The organism is Mycobacterium sp. E2497 (assembly GCF_001668695.1).
Lineage (GTDB): Bacteria > Actinomycetota > Actinomycetes > Mycobacteriales > Mycobacteriaceae > Mycobacterium.
Window position 1 is genome coordinate 14,229 of sequence record NZ_LZKD01000286.1, and the last position, 20,500, is coordinate 34,728.

16 protein-coding genes and 1 riboswitch are annotated in these 20,500 nt (G+C 67.1%); of the genes, 9 read left to right on the forward strand and 7 right to left on the reverse strand.

The features are described 5' to 3' along the window. Window positions 1-13 precede the first annotated feature (13 nt). Window positions 14-250, reverse strand: coding sequence for a hypothetical protein (locus A5713_RS26245; RefSeq protein ID WP_068099155.1), 237 nt, complete (start codon window positions 248-250; stop codon window positions 14-16). Window positions 251-371: 121 nt separating this feature from the next. On the opposite strand from A5713_RS26245, the gene A5713_RS26250 reads away from it, so the two are divergent. Beyond that, the gene (locus tag A5713_RS26250; RefSeq protein WP_067924636.1) at window positions 372-2,096 is read left to right on the forward strand and encodes a DUF3556 domain-containing protein; all 1,725 of its coding nucleotides are present in this window, start codon (window positions 372-374) and stop codon (window positions 2,094-2,096) included. Window positions 2,097-2,183: 87 nt separating this feature from the next. Here the strand turns inward: A5713_RS26250 and metE are convergent, their stop codons facing one another. Both metE and A5713_RS26260 read right to left on the reverse strand, forming a co-directional pair. Next, on the reverse strand, window positions 2,184-4,463 hold the full coding sequence (metE, locus tag A5713_RS26255; RefSeq protein WP_068099156.1) for a 5-methyltetrahydropteroyltriglutamate--homocysteine S-methyltransferase: 2,280 nt from the start codon (window positions 4,461-4,463) through the stop codon (window positions 2,184-2,186). Window positions 4,464-4,595: 132 nt separating this feature from the next. Next, a riboswitch (cobalamin riboswitch) is annotated at window positions 4,596-4,791 on the reverse strand. A 42-nt stretch (window positions 4,792-4,833) separates the two neighbouring features. Further along, window positions 4,834-5,493 carry an SDR family oxidoreductase gene (locus A5713_RS26260; protein WP_068099157.1) on the reverse strand — a complete coding sequence of 220 codons (660 nt, stop codon included), beginning with the start codon at window positions 5,491-5,493 and terminating at the stop codon, window positions 4,834-4,836. 156 nt (window positions 5,494-5,649) lie between these two features. Between A5713_RS26260 and A5713_RS26265 the strand changes: the two genes are divergently transcribed. The 3 genes from A5713_RS26265 (at window position 5,650) to A5713_RS26275 (ending at window position 9,665) form a co-directional block, all read left to right on the forward strand. Beyond that, a complete protein-coding gene (locus A5713_RS26265) occupies window positions 5,650-6,642 on the forward strand; it encodes an AraC family transcriptional regulator (protein WP_068099158.1) in 993 nt (330 codons plus the stop codon). Between the two features lie 166 nt (window positions 6,643-6,808). Next, window positions 6,809-8,437 (forward strand): GMC family oxidoreductase, encoded by a 1,629-nt coding sequence (locus A5713_RS26270; RefSeq protein ID WP_082973166.1) that lies wholly within the window; start codon window positions 6,809-6,811, stop codon window positions 8,435-8,437. A gap of 22 nt (window positions 8,438-8,459) precedes the next feature. Continuing rightward, on the forward strand, window positions 8,460-9,665 hold the full coding sequence (locus A5713_RS26275) for a cytochrome P450 (protein ID WP_082973167.1): 1,206 nt from the start codon (window positions 8,460-8,462) through the stop codon (window positions 9,663-9,665). 5 nt (window positions 9,666-9,670) lie between these two features. Here the strand turns inward: A5713_RS26275 and A5713_RS26280 are convergent, their stop codons facing one another. From A5713_RS26280 to A5713_RS26295, 4 genes are all read right to left on the reverse strand, one after another. Then, complete coding sequence (locus A5713_RS26280) at window positions 9,671-10,513, reverse strand: SDR family oxidoreductase (RefSeq protein WP_067924647.1); 843 nt, start codon at window positions 10,511-10,513, stop codon at window positions 9,671-9,673. Window positions 10,514-10,590: 77 nt separating this feature from the next. Beyond that, window positions 10,591-11,883, reverse strand: coding sequence for a TetR/AcrR family transcriptional regulator (locus A5713_RS26285; RefSeq protein ID WP_068099159.1), 1,293 nt, complete (start codon window positions 11,881-11,883; stop codon window positions 10,591-10,593). A 222-nt stretch (window positions 11,884-12,105) separates the two neighbouring features. Then, window positions 12,106-13,209: an acyl-CoA dehydrogenase family protein gene (locus A5713_RS26290; protein WP_068099160.1), complete on the reverse strand. Its 1,104-nt coding sequence runs from the start codon at window positions 13,207-13,209 to the stop codon at window positions 12,106-12,108. After that, window positions 13,206-14,351, reverse strand: coding sequence for an acyl-CoA dehydrogenase family protein (locus tag A5713_RS26295; protein ID WP_068099161.1), 1,146 nt, complete (start codon window positions 14,349-14,351; stop codon window positions 13,206-13,208). Before A5713_RS26295 ends, A5713_RS26290 begins: the two co-directional genes overlap by 4 nt. A gap of 261 nt (window positions 14,352-14,612) precedes the next feature. Between A5713_RS26295 and A5713_RS26300 the strand changes: the two genes are divergently transcribed. The 5 genes from A5713_RS26300 to A5713_RS26320 all read left to right on the forward strand — a co-directional run bounded on the left by A5713_RS26300 (window position 14,613) and on the right by A5713_RS26320 (window position 20,493). Further along, a complete protein-coding gene (locus A5713_RS26300; RefSeq protein WP_082973169.1) occupies window positions 14,613-16,265 on the forward strand; it encodes a nitric oxide reductase activation protein NorD in 1,653 nt (550 codons plus the stop codon). 104 nt (window positions 16,266-16,369) lie between these two features. Next, window positions 16,370-17,212 (forward strand): CbbQ/NirQ/NorQ/GpvN family protein, encoded by an 843-nt coding sequence (locus A5713_RS26305; protein ID WP_068099163.1) that lies wholly within the window; start codon window positions 16,370-16,372, stop codon window positions 17,210-17,212. Between the two features lie 33 nt (window positions 17,213-17,245). Continuing rightward, window positions 17,246-18,358 carry an ABC transporter substrate-binding protein gene (locus A5713_RS26310; protein ID WP_068099164.1) on the forward strand — a complete coding sequence of 371 codons (1,113 nt, stop codon included), beginning with the start codon at window positions 17,246-17,248 and terminating at the stop codon, window positions 18,356-18,358. Window positions 18,359-18,371: 13 nt separating this feature from the next. Continuing rightward, window positions 18,372-19,532, forward strand: a complete 1,161-nt coding sequence (locus A5713_RS26315; RefSeq protein WP_068099165.1) for a spirocyclase AveC family protein — start codon at window positions 18,372-18,374, stop codon at window positions 19,530-19,532. Further along, window positions 19,525-20,493: an SDR family NAD(P)-dependent oxidoreductase gene (locus tag A5713_RS26320; RefSeq protein WP_068099166.1), complete on the forward strand. Its 969-nt coding sequence runs from the start codon at window positions 19,525-19,527 to the stop codon at window positions 20,491-20,493. Before A5713_RS26315 ends, A5713_RS26320 begins: the two co-directional genes overlap by 8 nt. The last annotated feature ends 7 nt before the right edge of the window (window positions 20,494-20,500 follow it).

Here is a 20,500-nt window from a genome sequence, read left to right on the forward strand (position 1 = left end):
GGATTTCTCGCCCTCAGCGCACACTGAAGCCCTGGGCTGCATAGCCCGGCCCGCCGTATTGCCACACCAGTTCGTGGGCGCCGGTCATCGTGGGGTTGCACCACATCGTCCTGTTGTTGGCGTCCTGGGCGGTCGCGTGCAGCACCGTGCACGCGTCGCCCGGCGCGGGCGCGTCGGCCCGGGCGACCGGTGAGACGGCGGCGACGCCGGCCAGCACCGCCGCCGAGCCGAGGATTCGAAGTCTGCTCATGGTGGCGTCTCCTCATGCCATGCCGACCCGCCTCCACGCTATCCGGCGCCCGAGTAGCAGGCAAAGGTTCATTGCGCGGCTTGGGTCCCGCCCGCCCAGAGCGCGTTCTAATCTGACCACCATGGGATTTCTCAAGCCCGAGCTGCCGCAGCTCGACATGGCCGAGTGGAACACGGGCACCCGAAGCGAAAAGATCCGGCCGATGGCCAAGCACTGGGCCGAGGTGGGCTTCGGCACGCCGGTCGCGCTGCACCTGTTCTACGTCCTCAAGATCCTGCTCTACATCCTCGGCGCCTGGTTGTTCGCCTCGGCGACCAGAGGGTTCGGCGGCTTCACCAACGTCGCCTCGTGGTGGTCGGAGCCCATCGCCTTCGAGAAGGTCGTGCTCTACACGATGCTGTTCGAGGTGATCGGTCTGGGCTGCGGGTTCGGGCCGCTGAACAACCGGTTCTTCCCGCCCATGGGCTCGATCCTGTACTGGATGCGGTTCGGCACCATCCGCCTGCCACCGTGGCCCGACCGGGTCCCGCTGACCAGGGGAACCAAGCGCAAGCCGATCGATGTCGCGTTGTACGCGCTGTTCCTGCTGGTGACGCTGAGCGCGCTGTTCGCCGACGGCACTGGGCCGATACCCGAGCTGGGCACGACGGTCGGGCTGCTGCCGACCTGGAAGATCGTGCTGATCCTGCTGCTGCTGGGCGTGCTGGGGCTGCGCGACAAAGTCATTTTCCTGGCCGCCCGCGGTGAGGTCTACGCGACCATGGCGGTGACCTTCCTGTTCGGGGGCGTCGACATGATCGTCGCGTCCAAGGTGGTGTTCCTGGTCATCTGGATGGGCGCCGCGACGTCGAAGCTCAACAAGCACTTCCCGTTCGTGATCTCCACGATGATGTCCAACAACCCGTTGGTGCGGCCCCGATGGCTGAAGCGGCAGTTCTTCGAGAAATTTCCCGACGATCTGCGGCCCGGGCGGCTGTCGCGATGGCTGGCGCACCTGAGCACCGCCATCGAGATGCTGGTGCCGCTGCCGTTGTTCTTCTGCCACAGCGGCTGGCCCATCACGGTGGCCGCCATCGTGATGGTCTGCTTCCACCTGGGAATCCTGCTCTCGATCCCGATGGGCGTGCCGCTGGAGTGGAACGTCTTCATGATCTACGGCGTGCTCGCGCTGTTCGTCGCGCACGCCCGCCTAGGCCTGCGCGACCTGAGACACCCCGTGGCGGTGGCGATACTGTTCGTCGTCATCGCGGGAATCGTGGTGCTGGGCAACCTGTTCCCGCGCAAGATCTCGTTCCTGCCGGGAATGCGGTATTACGCCGGGAACTGGGACACCACGCTGTGGTGCATCAAGCCGTCGGGCAACGACAAGATCACCCGGGGCATCGTGGCGATCGCGAGCATGCCGCAGGCCCAGCTGGAGCGGTTCTACGGCAGCCCGGAGGCCGCCCAGATCCCGCTCTACATGGGATATGCGTTCCGCGGGTTCAACACTCACGGCCGCGCGTTGTTCACCCTGGCGCACCGCGCGATGGCGGGCCAGAACGAGGACGACTACATCCTCATCGACGGCGAGCGCATCTGCAGCACCGCCATCGGCTGGAATTTCGGGGACGGCCACATGCACAACGAGCAGTTGATCGCCGCGCTGCAGGAACGCTGCCACTTCGAGCCGGGCGAGGTGCGAGTGGTCCTGCTCGACGCCCAGCCCATCCACAAGCAGACCCAGGCCTACCGGCTGGTTGACGCGGCGACTGGTGAGTTCGAGCGCGGCATCGTCCGGGTCGCGGACATGGTGACGCGGCAGCCGTGGGCCGACGACGTTCCCGTGCAGGTGCTTTCGGAATAGGGGTTGCGCCGAGCGTAACGCCACTGCGAAAAATCGAGCCGGATATCGCAGTGGCGTTACGCTCGCGGACCAGATGGGGTGAGGACCCTAGGCCCCGGCCCGGACCTCCTGCGCCGCGGCAACCATGTTCTTCAGCGACGCCGTCACCTCGTCGGGGTTGCGGGTCTTCAGCCCGCAGTCGGGATTGACCCACAGCCGTTGCGCCGGCACTGCGCGCAGGGCCGCGCGCAACGACTCCGCCATCTCCTGCGTGCTCGGCACCCGCGGCGAGTGGATGTCGTAGACGCCCGGGCCGACGCTGTTGGAGAAGCCGGCCGCGTTCAGGTCGTCCAGCACCTCCATGTGCGAGCGTGCCGCCTCGATGGACGTCACGTCGGCGTCCAGGTCGGCGATGGCCCCGATCACCTCACCGAACTCGGAATAGCACAGGTGGGTGTGGATCTGCGTGGAGTCCGCGACCCCGGAGGTGGCCAACCGGAAAGACCCTACGGCCCAACGCAAATACTCCTCCTGCTGGGCGCGGCGCAGCGGCAGCAGCTCCCGCAGCGCCGGCTCGTCGACCTGGATCACCGCGATGCCGGCGGATTGCAGGTCCACCGTCTCGTCACGGATGGCCAGCGCCACCTGGTTGGCGGTGTCGGCCAGCGGCTGGTCGTCGCGGACGAACGACCACGCCAGGATCGTGACCGGGCCGGTCAGCATGCCCTTCACCGGTTTGTCGGTCAGCGACTGGGCGTAGGTGATCCACTCGACGGTCATCGGGTGGGTGCGGATGACGTCGCCGTACAGGATCGGTGGGCGCACGCAGCGGCTGCCGTACGACTGCACCCAGCCGTTCTGCGTCGCGAAGAAGCCCTCCAGCTGTTCGGCGAAGTACTGCACCATGTCGTTGCGCTCCGGCTCACCGTGCACGAGCACGTCGAGCCCGAGCTCCTCCTGCAGCTTGACGACGTCGGCGATCTCCTTGCGCATCCGTTCCTCGTACTCCGCCTGGTCGATCTCGCCGGCCCGCAGCGCGGCGCGCGCCTTGCGGATCACGGCGGTCTGTGGGTAGGAGCCGATGGTGGTCGTGGGCAGCGGCGGCAGATGTAGCCGCTCATCCTGGCTGGCGCGGCGCGCTGCCGCCGCACCCCGGTGGGTGCCCGACGCGACGATCGCGTCGATGCGGGCGCGTACCCGATCGTTGTGCAGCCGCGGATCGCTCCGACGCGAGGCCACCGCGGCAGTGGACGCCGCGATCTCGTCGGCGACGGCGTCGCGTCCTCCGAGGTCGCTGCGCAGTGCGCGCGCGAGCGTCACCACCTCGGCGACCTTCTCCTGCCCGAAGGCCAGCCAGCTGCGCAACGCGTCGTCGAGTCCGGTTTCGGGCTCCAGCGAGTAGGGGACGTGCATCGTCGAGCATGAGGTCGAAACCGCCACCGCGGCAGCCGAACCCAGCAAGTGGGACAGCTTGCCGAGTGCCGCCTCCAGATCGGTGCGCCAGATGTTGCGTCCGTCGACGACACCGGCCACCAGGGTCTTGCCGGACAATTCGGGTATGCCCGCCACCCCCGTGCCGGTGCCGTAAACCAGGTCGACGCCGATCGCCTCGACCGGGGTGCGGGCCAGCCCGGCCAGGGCGGCGCCGGGGTCACCGAAGTAGGTCGCGACAAAGATTGCGGGCCGGTTCGCGACGTTGCCCAGCGCGTTGTACGTGGCCTCGGCCAGCGCGGGAGCATCGGGGGAGATGTCGGTGACCAGCGCCGGCTCGTCGAACTGCACCCACCGCGCGCCGTTGTCGGCGAGCAGGGACAACAGTTCCGCATAGATTCCCACCAGCTCCTCGAGCCGCTCGATGGGGGCGGCCGAGCCTTTGACGCCCTTGCTCAACAGCAGGAACGTGATCGGTCCGATCACCACCGGACGGGCCGGAATCCCTTGACTGAGCGCCTCTTTCAGCTCGGACAGCACCTTGTCCGGGTTCAGCGAAAAGGTGGTCGCGGGCTCGATCTCGGGCACCAGGTAGTGGTAATTGGTGTCGAACCACTTGGTCATCTCCAGGGGCGCGACGTCGGAGTTGCCGCGCGCGGCGGCGAAGTACCGGTCCAGATCGTCGGACACCCGTGCGGCACGGGCGGGCAGCGCCCCCAGCATCACGGCCGTGTCCAGCATCTGGTCGTAGTAGGAAAAAGTGTTCACCGGAACCGAGTCCAGGCCGGCATCGGCCAAACCTTTCCACATGTCGCGGCGCAAGGTGGCGGCGACGTTTTCGAGTTCGGCCCGGCTGGTTCGTCCGGCCCAGTAGCCCTCGGTGGCGCGCTTGAGTTCGCGCTTCGGCCCGATGCGCGGAGAGCCGATGACGGTGGCGGTGAATGGTTGAACGGTCACGATGTGGTCCTATCGATCAGCGGGGTGGTCACCGCCAGAGGACGCGCAGCCGATCCGCCGCGGTGCACCTTCCGCACACCGCAACGCCTTCAGCCGAACGCCCATTCCACGAGGCGGTGAGCCGCCGGACGCGGCGCGCCCGGCACGGCTGGCAGGTCTTCGGACTCGCAGGCGCACACCTGTCGGTGTTCCTACTGGCCGTCGCTTCCCAGTCTTGCTGAGACCAGTGCTTGGTGACGGCGGTCGTTCCTGCATACCGCTGCGGGACAGTCCCGGACTCACACCGGGTTCCCTCTCGCGAAGCGTTACTAACGTGCTCCGCTCGATGCCGTCGCCTCGCGGCGACGGCAGACCAGCTGCGTAGCGGAGTTTACCCCGGTGGCCCGGGCTGGCTTGCGAGCGCTTCGGCGATCGGCGTCTCGCCGTTGTTGAAGTCGATCGTTCGGCCGACGGTCGAGTCGTCCGCGAGCGCGGCGGCCACCACCAGCGCGACATCGGCCCGCGACACCTCCCCCTTGCCCTGCCCCAGCGCGATGCGGCCGGTGGCCGGTTCGAGCGTGAGCCGCCCCGGCCCCAGGACGGTCCACTGAAGATTGCTGGCCCGTAGCCGGGCATCCGCGGCCGCCTTGGCCTGCGCGTAGTGGTAGAACGAATTCTCCTGCGGTACACCGTGGTCCGGCCCCGCGCCGAAGTAGGAGACCATGACGAATCGCTTGACGCCCGCCCTCGCGGCGGCATCGATCACCCGAATCGCGGCGTCGCGATCGACGGCGTAGGTGCGCGCCGGATTGCCGCCGCCCGCTCCCGCCGAGAAGACCACCGCGTCGTGCCCGGCCAGCAGGCCGGCCAGGGCGTCGGTGTCGAGCCGCTCGATGTCCGCCACCACGGGCTCGGCACCGGTGGCCGCGACGTCGTCGGCGTGGTCGGGGTTGCGGAAGACTGAACTCACCTCGTCGCCGCGGTCGGTCAGGATGCGGGCCAGCTGCAGCGCGACCTTGCCGTGGCCGCCGATCACGACGATTCGTGCCATGCCCCCGACGTTAGCGCTTGTGCCGCTCACAGGCCTTCCGGGTGGTGCGCCGCGGTGCCCAAATTGCGGGTTCGCCGGCTGACAACGACGCAGTGAACTGCCGGCCGTGCTCGGCCGTACTTGCAGAGGAGCGGTTTGTCGAACGAGAGAGGAACGATGGCAGGGGTAGCTTCCGATGGCGACGGATCGACCACCTTTCGCACCCGGTCACCGGAGCACGCGATCCATCTTTGTGAATCGGCGTTCCATCCCCACAAACTTCGCCTGCTCGGTCCGTCGAAGGGTTTCGGCTTCACCCAACGACTCGTGCAGGCCGGATCGATCACGCTGGCCGACCTCACCTACGACACCGACGTGTCGCTCGCTTTCGCGGAGGGCCGCGACAGCTACTACATACACATTCCGATTCAGGGTTGGCTCCAGTCGCACCAACTTGGGCAGGAGCTGGTGTCATCTCCGATGACCGCGTCGGTATACCGCCCCAATGCCGACATGGCGGTGACCCGATGGCCCGGCGGCAGTCGTCATCTGGGGGTCAATATTGATCGACTGGTTGTCGACACTGCGCTTGAGACTCTCCTGGGCCGCCGGATCGAGGACGCCGTCGCGTTCGACCCGACCTTGCCGCTCACTGACGGCCCCACCCGGAGCTGGCTGAGTCAGCTTTTCTGGATCAACCGCGAATTGGCGCGCGCGGACAACCCGCTGCGGCACTGGGCCGTTCTGGACCGACTGGCGGAGAGCCTTGTCTACGGTCTCCTCCTGGTGGCAAACCATCCCCACCGCGACGAGTTGGACTCCGCGGTGCGGCCCGCCAGACCAGCAGCTGTGCGCGAAGCGATGGACATCATCGAAAGAGCACCGCAGTCGGCGTTGTCGACCGCGACGTTGGCGCGGCAATGCAACGTCAGCGTGCGGGCACTGCAGGAAGCCTTCCGGCGGCACCTCGGGATGTCGCCGATGGTTTACCTCCGTGTGGTCAGGCTCCGCCGTGCGCATGCTGATCTGCGTTCGGCGCATTCCTCGCAAACCACCGTCGCGGCCATCGCCGAGCGTTGGGGGCTCGGCCACCTCGGTCGGTTCGCCGCGGCCTACCGAGCCCAGTTCGGCGAGACGCCGGCCCAGACTCTTCGTGCTCGCGCCGACTAACGCGCTCTAGCCGGAAAACGTGGAGCGATAGCCGCGCAGCGCGCCCGTCCCCGCCGGACGTAGCCAGCGCTCACACCGGTGATGTAGCCATGAAACATGGCTCAAATCAAGCGGTTTCGACGAGCATCGATAAGCCGTCTTGCCGGTGCGAGGAGATGAAAACGAAATGACATCAGCGTCAGATGAAAGAGGCTTTCTTGCAGCGGTATTCGCGGACCGCGTGCACCGCAATCAGAGGCGACTTGCCACCCGGCTGAAGCCGCAATACGACTTCATCGTGTGTGGCTCGGGCTCATCCGGCTCCGTGGTGGCCCGCCGGCTGGCGGAAAACCCCGACGTCAGCGTGCTGGTCCTAGAGGCCGGTGGCTGCGACGACGGGCCAGAAATCAGGCAACCCGAGATGTGGCTTTCGAATCTGGGAAGTGAGCGCGACTGGAACTTCACCGCCGAACCGAATTGCCACTTGAACGGGCGGGCCATCCCGTACTCGATGGGCAAGGTCTTGGGTGGCGGTTCGAGCATCAATGTCATGGTGTGGGCACGTGGCCACAGAAACGACTGGAATTACTTCGCCTCTGAGGCCAAGGACCCGCAATGGAACTATCAATCGGTGCTGTCCATCTATCGGGCGATCGAGGATTGGCACGGTGTTCCCGATCCAGAACGCCGAGGCACGGGTGGGCCGGTATACGTCGAACCCGCAACAGAGGCCAGCCCGCTCGCGCATGCAGGACTCGCAGCCGCAACCTCCCTCGGCATTCCGACCTTCACAAGTCAGAACGGTGATCTGATGGAAGGAGAAGGCGGCGCGTCGATCGTTGATCTGCGTATCCGGAACGGGTTGCGGCAGTCAGTCTTTCGCACCTACCTGTTCCCGGTGATGGACCGGCCGAATGTGACGGTTCTGACGAGCGCGTTGGTTACTCAAGTGGCGCTCGACGGCGGGCGCGCCACCGGCGTCGAGTTCCTACTCGACGGCAAGTTGCACCGGATCGAAGCGAAATCCGAGGTGGTTCTCTCGCTCGGAGCGATTCACACGCCCAAGGTTCTCATGCAATCCGGAATCGGCGACCAGAATGAACTGCAAACGCACGGTATTCGGGTCGTACAGCATTTGCCAGGCGTCGGCCGAAACCTCCAGGACCACCCGGGCTTCTCATGCGTCTGGGAGTACCGGGACCCGCTACCCTGGCGCAACAGCGGTGGTGAAATGACCGTCTTCGCCCGAAGCGACTCGGGTTTACGGACTCCGGACCTCCAGGCTTATCAACTCGAGTTTCCGTTCTCGAGCGAGAAGAACGCCGAGAGATTCGGCTTACCGGAGTCAGGCTGGAGCATGTATGGCGCAGTGGTGCGCCCGAAAAGCCGCGGACAGATTCGTCTGACCGGGCCGAACCCGGACGACCCGGTGCGAATCCACGCCAATCTCCTGTCGCACCCCGACGACCTGGATGCCGCACTCGCGTGTCTTGAACTGTGTCGCGAACTGGGCAATTCGGGGCCTCTTCGTAGATTCAGCAAGCGCGAAGTCATGCCGGGGAGCCTGAACAAAGCGGACCTCGTGCGCTTTATCCGCAACGAGGCCACGACTTACCACCACCAGACATGCACGGCCAAGATGGGCCGGGACAGCATGTCAGTGGTCGATGGCTCCTTGAAAGTGTATGGCGTCGAAGGCCTTCGGATTGCCGATGCCTCCATCATGCCTCGGGTCACCACCGGGAACACGATGGCTCCCTGTGTCATCATCGGCGAGCGCGCCGGGCAGATTCTGCGACACCACCATGCTCTGTGAGTCGATTGGAGGGAAGTGAGGTATGAGTTCCACAACTATGGTGGACCTGACCGGTAGCTTCGCCACAGGGATGCACGAGGTACTCGCCGAGGCGGCGCGACAGGGACCGTTGGCTACCGACGAGATCACGGGCGCGACGGTGGTGTTGCGTCAATGCGACGTTGAAACACTGGCCCGCGACGAGCGGCTGAAGGGCATCGGGCTGGCCCTGTTCGACGTCATGGGTATCAGCGACGGCCCACTGCGCGACTGGTACAGCAGGCTGATGTTCACCACCGAGGGTGACTCCCATCGCCGCCTTCGGTCGCTGGTGTCCCGTGCCTTCACGCCGCGCTCCGTCGAGGGGCTGAGGTCGACCGCAGCGGGCATGGCCGCTGCCGCCATCGCTTCTGCAACGCTGGACGGGGGAGATCTGGTGGCGTCCTGCGCGGGGCTGGCAACCCGGTTAATCTGCCGCCTCCTCGGAGTCCCGGACGGCGATGTCGGCGCATTCACGCGATGGGCGGATGCCCTGAGCCCGGTTTTCTACGTGATGACACCCGACCAGATCGCGGGGGCGACGCGAGCGATCGTCGAGTTGCAGCGCTATATCGAGGCGCTGGCGCAGCGTCGAACCGAAGATCCCCGTCCCGATCTCATCACCGCCTTGCTGACCGCAGCGGCCGACGGTGACTGGCTCAGCCGCGACGAGACCGTGGCGATGATCGCGAATCTTCTTGTCGCCGGCCACGACACGACGGGCAGTCAGATACCGTGCAGCCTGCTGGTGGCGTTGCAGCACCGCGACCGCCTTGCCGGGGTAGCGGGCGACGACGTCCGGCTTGCCAGCGCGGTCGCCGAGACCATGCGCCTCGAGCCCAGCATCCCCCTCATTCCGCGCACCGCCGTCGAGCCGATTGACCTACACGGCACGACCATCCCGGCGGGATCGATTGTTCTGCTGTGCATCGCCTCGGCATGCCGTGACGCCGCTGCGTGGCCGTCGCCGGACCGCTTCGATCCCGAGCGGTTCATGCGTGCGGGCACGCCCCGGCTGATGAACTTCGGCGCCGGTGCGCACTACTGCCTGGGTACCTCGCTCGCGAAAGTCGCCGTGGAGGAGTGCGTACGGGCCCTGCTCGCCGCACGGCCCGGCCTGCACTTGGGGCAGGACCCCGCCGACATTGCGTGGCGCCGCATCCTCGGCCGCAGCCCGAAACGCCTACTCATCGGTGTCGACGCGAGCTAGCCCCGCTAGAGCTTCACCCGCCCCATGATCAGATCGATGATCGGCTTCCCGGGCGGGTACGCGCCCGTGAGCGAGGCCATGGTGTGCCCGTAGTCCACCAGCAGCGTGATCCCGCTGATGCCGAAGGCGGCGGCGCTGTTGAGGAACGCCATGACGTCACCCATCTGCTCGGGGGTGTGCACCTTCGATCCGGTCTCGTCGCGGTAGTCCTGCGCGAAGGTGAGCCAGAGGTCGGCGTTGGCCTGGGCCAGGGGGGTGTCGGTGGGACCCGGGCAGATCGCGTTGATCCGGATGCCCTTCTTGAGCAGCGGGTAGCCCTGGGTCGCGACGTAGGCGTTGACCACCTTCTTGGAAAAGCCATAGTGGATGATGCCTTCTGATTCGTGCGCCTTGACCCACTCTTGGGCCGACGCGAAGTCCGGCGTGGCGAGGAACTCCGTCAGCAGCTCCAGGTCGTTCTCCCAACCCATCCCGGCGACCGAGGAGATGAAGCAGATCGCCGAGCCCGGGGGAAGCTGGTTCTTCTCGAGCAGGCGGTCGATCAGGTGGCGGTGACCGATGAAGTTGATCGCCATCAGGTCGGTGGTCCCGTCCGCGATGCCGGCGGCCGAGAAGACGGCGTGGATCGGACCGTCGAGCTGCTCGAGCGCAGAGTCGATCGATGCGGGGTCGCGCAGGTCCACCTGAATGGCCTTCGCGACGTCGTAGTTCACCGGCGCGTAGTCCATCACGATCACTTCGGCGCCGAGCTCGGCTGCCGACTTGGCCGCCGCCGCGCCCATGCCGGTGGCGCCGCCGACGACGAGAGCCCGCTTTCCGTCGTAGCGCAGCCGATCGACAACAGTCATGGAAATCCCCTTCTCGCTCACTGCTAACGCGGTTCTAATCGCCCAACTGTATGGGTAACAGTTTTTTGGTTCAATACCTATTTGGCGACCCACTTGGCGCGAACCGCGACGCCACGCAAGACCGTGTCGCGGGCGTGCACCAGCGCGGCGCGTTTGCCGACCTCGGCCAGGATGTTCTCCGGTATCCACTGCAGGCCGATGACGCATCGGGCCAGCATCGCGGTGGACGGGGCGTCGACGGTGATCTCCCCGGAGCGGATGCCTTCGGAAAGAAGCGTTTTCATCTGCCGGAGCCGCGTGGCGTACAACCAGCCGGGGTTGGGAGTGTCCGGCGGCGATTGGCGCATCCAGGCGAGCTGAATCCGGAACTCGTCCGAAAACCGATCGAGTGCATTGACGTTGACCCAGCTCAACGCGTCCAGTTTCGCGATGGGCGTGGCGTTCGAGCGCAGGACGCCGACCCAACCCGCCTCGACCTTCCTGCCGAACGATTCCATGATCGAGGCGAGGAGTTCGTCCTTCGAGCCGATCGCCCGATAGACGGTGCCCGTGCCGAGGCCGGCCGCCGACGCGATGTCCCTGATGGTGGTGGCCTCGTAGCCCTTACGGCCGAATTCCGCTCGCGCCACCGCGCGCACGTGCGCCGCTTTGTCGCTGGGGTCGGCGTCGCTGTCGTCCGGCCAGGTGTCGATGACCGCGCTGGCGGCGGCGAAAGCAGGGGACCCGTCGAGCGCCGAGTCGGCGGGTGGCCGCGTCGCCAACCCTTCCAACGTGATTCGACAGAGCAGATCGGCCACCTGGTCGGTGGGCGACTTGTGGCGCATCACGTCGAGACCGACCTGCAGCATGGTTTGGCAGATGCGGTCGGCCAACGTGGGCAGGTCGATGTCGGATTTGATGTATCCGCTCGACCGCCCCGCGCGCAGCGTCTGCAGCATCGCCTCCTGAATCGCCACGGGCCGCTGCTGTGTCAGCTTCATCAACTCCGGATCCGTGCTCGGTCCCTCGTAGAACGACATCTGCAGCGCGGCGCGATGCCGCACGGCGCAGTCCGCAATCGCCGAGCCCAGTTCGACGATCTGCTCGCGAACCGGGCGGGGATCGGCGTTGTCCAACTTCGCTTGCGCAGCTTGCCCGATGCGCTCCAGGTCGTCCTGATAGCGGCGGATCAACTCGATGAGGATCGCCTCTTTGGACTCGAAGTGGTGATAGAGGCTACCGGGAAGGATGCCGGCCGCGTCGGCGATCTCCTGCAGCGAGGTCCGCAATCCCGACTGTGCGATCAACGTGGCCGCCGTGGTGAGGATCTCGGTCCGTCGGGTACCGAATTCGGCTGGGAGACTTGCCTTCAACGACTCGGCTCTCGGCATGATCAGCGGTGTGCACGCCCGGACGACTGCGGACCGGCAAACATGCGCATTCGCCCCTCTCGCCAACCAAATCTTTGTTAGAGGCTATCAGACCGGCGCCGGCGAATCCGCTGCGTAACAGCGGTGACGGGCCACGTCCTCAGGCCGGGCTCGCCGCGGGCTGCGCTTCCGCCGAGCATCGTCGGCGCTGGGCGGGTGGCGCTGAGCGGGTGCCCGGCATATTCAGCGTCCGCCCCTGTTCGCAAGGCGCGCACCGAGTTCGACGAGGTACCGGTCCGAGCCGCCGCGGAAGGCGCTCCAGCTCAGCAGGCGCTTGAGGTACAGGTGCGCGTCGTGTTCCCAGGTGTAGCCGATCCCGCCGAACACCTGGATCGCGGTGTCGCCGACGGTGGCCAGCCGTCCGGCGAACGCCTTCGCCCGCAGCGCGGCAACGTGCCGCTCGTCATGGTCGGCGTTGTCGGCGGCCCACAGGGCATGGATCACGCCGCTGCGGGCCAGCTCCACGGTCTCGTACATGTCGACGCAGAGATGCTGGACGGCCTGGAAGGAGCCGATCGGCTGACCGAATTGCGTTCTGGTCTTCGCATATTCGACGGCCATGTCCATCACCGTGCGCGCGGCGCCGAGGGCGTCGGCGGCGGTGGCGATCAGCGTGTCATCGATCACCGCCGCGAGGTCTTCCGGGGACGCCGAGGCGAGTCGTCGCGCGGGCGCTGCGTCCAACGTGATGTGGAAGTGCTTGCGGGTCTGGTCGATACCGCGCTCGAGTTCGACCGAAACACCGGTCGCGCCGGACGGCACCGCGAACAGCTCGAGGTGGCCGTCCTCCTCGGCGAGCACCAAGAGGACGTCCGCGGCGGCGGCGTCGGGGACGGCGGTGATCTCGCCGCGCAAAGACACCTCGCCGTCTTGCCCGCTCGCGGCGATCGAACCGTTTTTGGCGTCCGGGAAGCAGACGGTGGCGATCGTACTGCCGTCGGCGATGCCGGCCAGCAGCTCGGCCGCCGTGTTGGTGGCGCCGAGCCGGGTCAGCGCCCGGGCGGCGGCGACCGCGGTCGACAACCACGGCCCCGGATGCAGTGCTGCGCCCAATTCTTCGGCCACGATTCCGGCCTCGACCATCGTCATGCCGGCACCACCGTTTGCCTCCGGCACCAGCAGGCCGGTGGTCCCGAGGTCGGCCAGGCCGCGCCACACGGGTTGCGTGGTGCCGGTCGGGTCGTCGAGCAGCGGACGCACATGGCCGGAGATCGATGCCTTTTCGCCGAGATAACGGCGGGTCGTGTCGCGCAGCGCGACCTGCTCGTCGGAAAATTCGAGGTTCATTTGCGCGGCAACCCGAGTACCCGCTGGGCGGTGATGTTCTTGTTGATCTGGCTGGTGCCGCCGGCGATGGTGAGCGAGCGCGACGTCAGGCGGTAGCTCGCCCACGGCGCGCCGGCATCGCTCGTGCCCAGCACGTCAAACCCCAGCGCGGCCATCTCCTGTCCGATCTCACCCCACACGGTCTTGGCGAGGCTCGCCGATCCGAAGGCGTCACCGCCATGCAGCGTGGCCGAGATCGACCGCTGGCACAGGACTTCGAGATACTTGATGCGGAGCGCGATTTCGCCGAGGCGGCGCAGTGTCACGGGATCTTCGAGCGCGTCGGTGTGCGTGGCGATGTCGTCCACCAGTTCGTCTAGCCGCACTTGCATTTCGGCGTAGAGCCGTGCGGCCCCGGCCCGTTCGTGGCTGAGCGTCGTGGTGGCGACCTGCCAGCCCGCGTTCAGCGGTCCGAGCAACGCGTCCGCGGGGACCCGCACGTCGTGGAAGAACACCTCGGCGAAGTCGGCGTCGCCGTTGAGGGTCACCAGCGGGCGGGCTTCGATGCCCGGCAACCTCATGTCGACGATCAGGCAGGATATGCCCTTGTGCTTCGGCGCGTCGGGGTCGGTGCGCACGTACAGCTGGCACCAGTCCGCTCGATGACCGAGCGAGGTCCAGATCTTTTGCCCGGTGACGACGAAGTCGTCACCGTCGCGCACCGCGCGGGTCCGTAGTGCGGCGAGATCGGACCCCGCTTCGGGTTCCGACATCCCTTGGCACCAGATGTCGTCGGCGCGCATCATCCGGGGGAGCAGCGTGAGCTTTTGGGCTTCGGTGCCGTATTGCATGATGGCCGGCGCGATGTTGTTCAGCCCAATGACGTTGAGTGGCATCGGGGCTCGAGCCCGGGTGGTTTCCTCGGTGTAGACCAGCTGCTCGAGAATCGTCGCGCCGCGGCCGCCGTACTCACGAGGCCAGGAGACCGCGGCCCAGCCCGCGTCGGCCATCGCCGCGCTCCACGCGCGCAGCACCTCGATCGCGGCGTCGTCACGCCCGGCGGGCCGCCGACCGGCCACCAGCTCGTCGGTCAGGTTCGCGGACAGCCACTCGCGCAGCTCGATGCGGAACTCTTCCACTTCCGCCGGGTATGAGAAGTCCACGTCCCTCTGTCTTCAGCGTCTTTGGCTCGTCAGCCCCTTGAACCGGTGGCCAAGCCGGACTTTACGGTTGAGCACATCGTTGGTCAACAAGGTCGAACCGGCGCCGATGAGCTGCCGTTGCGTCGCGCGCATCGTTGTCTCGATTGACCGCGGTGGCACCGGACTCTACGGTGGAACAGATATTTGGTCAACGTCGTCCAAGCCGTTCGGAGAGTAAGCGTGTCCACCGACGTTCGCGGTGACCGGCTGCGGGGCCTCGGAATGCTCGCATCCGCGTTGGCGGGCCGAGCCGTGGCGGTGGCTCAATCCCGGCCGGCGGATCCGCCGTGGACCGACGGCCAGACCATCCACGTCGACGCCAGCGCGAGCGCCCGCGGGCGGCTCGAAGCCGTTGCCGTGCAAGCCTCGATGATCGCGGCCGGCAGCCTGGACCCGGGCGTCGTACGCTCGCTGCTGCGCCGCCCTCGGCTGGCCAAACGTTATTTGGCGGTGGAGGGGCACCGGGCGCTCGCCGCCAACGGCCACCTGCTGCCAGGCGTCCTTGCGTCCGTGGCAAACCGGGACACTGCCAGTCGCAGCGATTCCCCCGCCGCTTCGCTGCGGATCGCGCAGGGACGCGCGGCGATCGACGACCCCGCACCGGAATTCGGTGTCATTCGTGCGGCCAAGGTGCTGGCCGCATCCGACCGGGTGGCCGCACAGCGGGACAAGGAACAACCCGGGCACATCCCGAGGAGCAACGGCGCCAACGAATTGAAAGAACTCGACGACGACGAGGCGGACGATTGCGACGATCCCGATATGTTCACCAGCCCGGTGGGTGGCGGTGGTTTCATCGGCAAGTGGCTGAAGAAGATGTTCTCGTCGGCGCGCAAGACCGGGAGCGGTGGGGGGCCGCCCGGCGCGGACACCCCGACGCACCGGACCAACTCCGCCAAGCGCGGATTGGACGCGGTGACGTCGCTGGCGGCCACGTCGGGTGAGGACGGTGAAGAGCAGCCGGCGTCCACGGATGGCGTCACCTACCCGGAATGGGATGTCGCGCGCAGGATGTACCGGCCCGCGTGGTGCACCGTGCGCGAGATCGAGGCCGAGATCAAACCGTCGGCGGCGCATGCGATCGAAGCCGCCATCGGCGTGCGCCGACCGCTGTCCCGGCTGGGCATGGGTCTGCACCGGCGCCACCGGCAGTCGCAGGGCGACGACATCGACATCGACGCGGCGGTCGAGGCCCGCGTCGAAGCCTTGGCCGGTTCGGTGCCCGGCGAGGCGGTGTACCTGGACAGCCTGCGCCGCAGGCGTGACCTGTCGGTGCTGCTGTTGCTCGATGTGTCGGGCTCGGCCGCGGAGCCTGGCACGGTCGGGCGAACGGTGCACGAACAGCAGCGCGTGGCGGTCGCCCAGCTCGCGGTCGCGCTCCACGACCTGGGTGACCGGGTTGCGCTCTACGCCTATTACTCGCAGGGCCGGGGCGCGGTCAACGTGGTGCCGGTCAAACGATTCGACGAGCACCTCGACACCCGAGTCATGAAGCGGCTCAACAGTATTGAGCCCGGGGCGTACTCCCGTCTCGGTGCGGCCATCCGGCACGGGTCGGCGGTGCTGGACGCGGGCGGAGGCACGACACGGCGGCTGCTGGTGGTGCTCTCCGACGGGCTCGCGTACGACCACGGGTACGAGCGGGCCTACGGCGCGGCCGACGCGCGCCGGGCCCTGGCCGAGGCTCGCCGGCGCGGCATCGGCTGTGTATGCCTGACCATCGGCGCGGGTACGGACGTGCAGTCGCTGCGCCGGGTGTTCGGTGGCGCCGCGCACGCCACCATCGCGCGCCCGGACCAACTCGCCGCCGTGATCGGGCCGCTGTTCCGGTCCGCGCTGCGCTCGGTCGAGGTCCGTAGCCGGGAGGCGCGGTAGCCGCGGGTTTCAGGCTCGAGTCGTGAACATGCTAGTCAGAGCTCTTGAAACAAACATCTGTTCCACGATAGGCTCGATTCCACCGTGGGGGCAGAAGGGAAGCTATGGACAACGAGTCCGGGCTTGCGCGCCGGAACGGCGCGATCCCTGGGGCGGAGGGGGCCCGGCCCTACTACCGGGCGATCGGCGGCGAGGAGGTCGTCTTCACGGCGGCCCACCGCCAGGGCCTGGCTGTCGTTCTGAAGGGGCCGACGGGTTGCGGCAAGACCCGATTCGTCGAGGCGATGGCCCACGATCTCGGCCGGCCACTGATCACGGTCGCGTGCCATGACGACCTGACCACGGCCGATCTGGTGGGCCGGTATCTGCTGCAGGGAGACGAGACCGTCTGGGTGGACGGCCCGCTGACGCGGGCGGTGCGAGAGGGGGCGATCTGCTACCTCGACGAGGTGGTGGAGGCGCGGCAGGACACCACCGTGGTGTTGCACCCGCTTGCGGATCACCGGCGGCAGCTGCCGATCGAACGGCTGGGCGTCACGTTGGACGCGGCGCCGGGATTTGGCCTGGTGGTGTCCTACAACCCGGGTTATCAGAGCGTGCTGAAGGACCTCAAGGACTCGACCCGGCAGCGGATGGTCGCCATCGAATTCGACTTCCCCCCAGCCGATGTCGAGGAGGGGATCGTCGCACATGAGGCCGGCGTGGGTGGTGGCACCGCCGCCGAGCTGGTGCGTTTCGGGCAAGCCATCCGGAGGCTGGAAACCGGTGGGCTGCGCGAGGTCGCGTCGACGCGCGTGCTGATCGCCGCGGGCAAGCTGGTCGCGGAAGGGCTGACGATGCGCGAGGCGGCGCGCGCCGCGATCGCGGGACCGCTCACCGACGACGCGGCGGTGGGCAGGGCCCTGGGCGAGATGATCGAGATCTATCTGGACGGGTCCGCGAAATGAATGGCGAGCGTGAGTTTTTCACGGGGAGGTCGAATGTCCTACGAAAGCAGCGCTGAGCCGATCAAGGTCGGCTACCTGATGGACTTCACGCTGCCACCGGGTTTCCCCGAGGAACTGATGGCGAGTTTCACCCGGTGCTTCGACCTCGTCTTCCACGAAGCCCATGAACAGGGCGTGATCGATCGCCCGGTGCAAATGGTCTACCGCGAGGTGGAGGGCTTGCCCAAGGGTTCGGTCAAGGCCGTGATCGACGCGTTCGGCGAGCTCGTCGAGGAAGGCTGTCTGGTGGTGTTCGGACCGCACATCACCGACAACTGCGTGCCGACCCGCGAGGCGATCGAGGACCGGTTCAAGGTGCCGGCGATCAGCGTCACCGGCACCGACGACTGGCTGGGCGACTGGACGTTCGCGTTCCCGCAGGGCTCGATGACCGACGAGCCGATCTTCATCGCCGACCTCGTCGCCAAACGCGGGCTTTCCGAAATCGGTGTCCTCGTGGAACAGAACCTGATCGGTGAGAGCTACCTGAAGAATCTGCGAAGCGCTTGCCGCCGCAAGGGGATTCGCATCGTCGCGGAGGCGGCGATCGCCCAGACCGCGCAGGACATCAACGACTCCGTCCGCACGCTGCACGAGGCCAAGGCCGAGGCGATCGTGCATCTGGGCTTCGGCTTCGGCATCGTCTTCATCAACCCCGCGCTGCAGGCCGTCGATTGGGATCCGCCGCGATTCACCACCACCGCATTTCAAAACGCGTGGGTGAACCCGATCATGTGGGAAGCGTTCATGGGCTGGGTCGGGGTAGACCAGTACGACGAGGAGAACCGGCTCGGCCAGGACTTCCTGGACCGGTACGCGCAGAAGTACAACGGCAGCCGGCCCGAGTACTGCGTATCGGTGGTCAACCATGACGTTGCCACGACGCTCGTCCGCGCGTTCGCCGATGCGCACCCGCTCAGCCCGCGCGGGGTCAACGAGGCTTTGGAGCGGGTGAAGATGATGCCCGCCGCATCGGGCGCCCCCGGCACGCGCGTCTCCTTCGGCAAATGGACGCGCCGCGCATGGATGGGCGCCGGCTATCTGGTGGCCCGCACTCTGGACGCCGACGGCACCAACTCGCACCTGGTCGATCGCTTCGGAGAGTGAGGTCGCCAAAGCCATGAGCACCGATCAATCCACACCGCTTGCCGCGCAGGACAACCCGGCGCGGCCGCGGGCGGGCGAGAGGCGCGGCTGGGGAGGCTGGATCGCCGGCGCCGCGCTCGCTGCGTTCGCACTGTTCTTCATCGCGAACTGTCGCTCAGGAGAAGGGGCCCTCGACCCGCGCGTCGCCAACCCGAACGTGCAAGGCCGCCCCCGCCCGGTGAAGTTCATCTTCGGCCTGGACTACATCACCTTCCTGCACATCTCCACCGTCATCATGCTGCTCGTCCTGCTCGTGGTGTTCATCCGGGGCTGGCGACGCAACCCGGGCAGTCCGGTGATGCTGATGTTCCTGTGCACCACGCTGATCGTGTGGCAGGACCCGATCATGAACTGGGCCCCGTTCGCCGTCTACAACCCCGACCTCATTCACTGGCCGGAATCCTGGCCGCTGGTGTCGCTGTCGCCGACGGTCGAGCCGTTCGTCGTATTCGGTTACGTCACTTTCTATTTCGGCCCGTACTTTCCGGCCATCTGGATCCTGCGCAAGCTGCAGGCCAAGTACGGGCCGACGGCGTTCGTGTCGCGCCACCCGCTGGTCAGCCTCGGCCTGCTGACCTGTGCGATCGGCTTCGTCTTCGATGCGTGGCTGGAGATCCAGCTGGTCCACATGGGCATGTACATCTACTCCCAGGTGATCCCGTGGGGCTCGGTGTTCACCGGCACCACGTTCCAGTTCCCACTGATCTGGGAGTCGTTCTCGGTGACCTTCGTGATGGTGCCCGCGGCGATCCTCTGCTATCGCGACGACACCGGGAAGTCGGTGGCCGAGAAGCTGGCCGCCAAGGCCAGGATCTTCCCGACGCGCCCGGTGCTCGGCACGTTCCTGATGATGTTCGCGATCATCAACGTGTCCTATTTCGCCTACGGGGCGTGGTTCTGGGTGATCAAGGTCAGCCACGCGGCCACCTCGGTGGCATGCCCTTGGCCGTACCCGGAAGCCAAAGTCTATGACCCGCAAGGGTATTACCAGAAGGCCGGAGCCCAGGGGCCGTACTCGGTCGGCATCTGGTCGACCTGGGCGAGTGGCGAGCCGAACGGGCGACCCCACGTCGATCCACCGGCGCCCGGTCAGGGCCCCTGCGCCACTGCTTCCGCGCCGGGTGCGCATGGCTGAGCCGCGCGCCGCCGTCATCACCGGCGCCTCCCGCGGTCTGGGGTTTGTCTCGACCGTGCGCCTGTACCGCGAAGGCTGGCGGGTGGTCGCGGCCATGCGGACCCCCGACCGTGGGATCCCGTCGCTGCGGGACGCGGCGGGCGCACGTGACGACGACGACCGGCTGGTCGGCGTGCAGCTCGACCTGTTGGATCCGGCGTCGATCGCGGCGGCGGCCAAGGCCATCGAGGAAGCCGTGGGCGCGCCCTACGCGCTGGTGCACAATGCGGGGATCTCGGCCGCCGGGATGGTCGAGGAGACTGATATGGCGCTGTGGCAGAACATGTTCGCCACCAGCGTCCTGGGTCCGGTGGCGCTCACCCAGGCGCTGCTGCCGTCAATGCGGGCGGCCGGCCAGGGGCGCATCGTCCTGGTGTCGAGCGCGGCGGGGGTGCGTGGTCAGCCGGCCACCGCGCCGTATTCGGCGGCCAAGGGCGCACTGGAGCGGTGGGGGGAATCGATGGGGTGCGAGATCGCGCCGTTCGGCCTGGGGGTGACCGTTCTGGTCGCCGGCATGTACGACACGGAGATCATCACCGATGCGGGCACCACCGACAATCGTGACTTCGGCGGCCCGTATGCGCGGCTGCACCAGACCATGAACAGCCGCGGCAGGGCCGCGATGAAACTGGCCCGGCCGCCCGAGCTGTTCACCGACGGCCTGCTCAAAGCGCTGGACGACCACGCGCCGTTTCGCCGCCGCGGTGTAGGCCACGACGCCTCGATGTTGTTGGCCGCCAACAGGATACTTCCGGCCTCCGGCATGCACCACGTATCGCGCATCGTGCTGGGCATACCGAAACAGGGTTCCATGCGGGGCGGGGCATGGCCGTTGACAGCAGGACAGCGCGCGATGGTGTTCGTCGCGCGGATTGTGCCGCAGCCGCTCCTGCAGCGCTTGGCGGCCCGTAGGGCGAAGTGAGGGAGCA

Excerpts from the sequence above, each read along its gene's own strand:
- A5713_RS26320 (WP_068099166.1), top strand. The coding sequence starts at position 19,525 with ATGGCTGAGCCGCGCGCCGCCGTCATCACCGGCGCCTCCCGCGGTCTG.
- A5713_RS26265 (WP_068099158.1), top strand. The coding sequence starts at position 5,650 with ATGGCAGGGGTAGCTTCCGATGGCGACGGATCGACCACCTTTCGCACC.
- A5713_RS26310 (WP_068099164.1), top strand. The coding sequence starts at position 17,246 with ATGTCCTACGAAAGCAGCGCTGAGCCGATCAAGGTCGGCTACCTGATG.
- A5713_RS26280 (WP_067924647.1), bottom strand. The coding sequence starts at position 10,513 with ATGACTGTTGTCGATCGGCTGCGCTACGACGGAAAGCGGGCTCTCGTC.
- A5713_RS26285 (WP_068099159.1), bottom strand. The coding sequence starts at position 11,883 with ATGCCGAGAGCCGAGTCGTTGAAGGCAAGTCTCCCAGCCGAATTCGGT.
- A5713_RS26245 (WP_068099155.1), bottom strand. The coding sequence starts at position 250 with ATGAGCAGACTTCGAATCCTCGGCTCGGCGGCGGTGCTGGCCGGCGTC.
- A5713_RS26300 (WP_082973169.1), top strand. The coding sequence starts at position 14,613 with ATGCTCGCATCCGCGTTGGCGGGCCGAGCCGTGGCGGTGGCTCAATCC.
- A5713_RS26250 (WP_067924636.1), top strand. The coding sequence starts at position 372 with ATGGGATTTCTCAAGCCCGAGCTGCCGCAGCTCGACATGGCCGAGTGG.
- A5713_RS26260 (WP_068099157.1), bottom strand. The coding sequence starts at position 5,493 with ATGGCACGAATCGTCGTGATCGGCGGCCACGGCAAGGTCGCGCTGCAG.
- A5713_RS26275 (WP_082973167.1), top strand. The coding sequence starts at position 8,460 with ATGAGTTCCACAACTATGGTGGACCTGACCGGTAGCTTCGCCACAGGG.
- A5713_RS26305 (WP_068099163.1), top strand. The coding sequence starts at position 16,370 with ATGGACAACGAGTCCGGGCTTGCGCGCCGGAACGGCGCGATCCCTGGG.
- A5713_RS26270 (WP_082973166.1), top strand. The coding sequence starts at position 6,809 with ATGACATCAGCGTCAGATGAAAGAGGCTTTCTTGCAGCGGTATTCGCG.
- A5713_RS26290 (WP_068099160.1), bottom strand. The coding sequence starts at position 13,209 with ATGAACCTCGAATTTTCCGACGAGCAGGTCGCGCTGCGCGACACGACC.
- A5713_RS26315 (WP_068099165.1), top strand. The coding sequence starts at position 18,372 with ATGAGCACCGATCAATCCACACCGCTTGCCGCGCAGGACAACCCGGCG.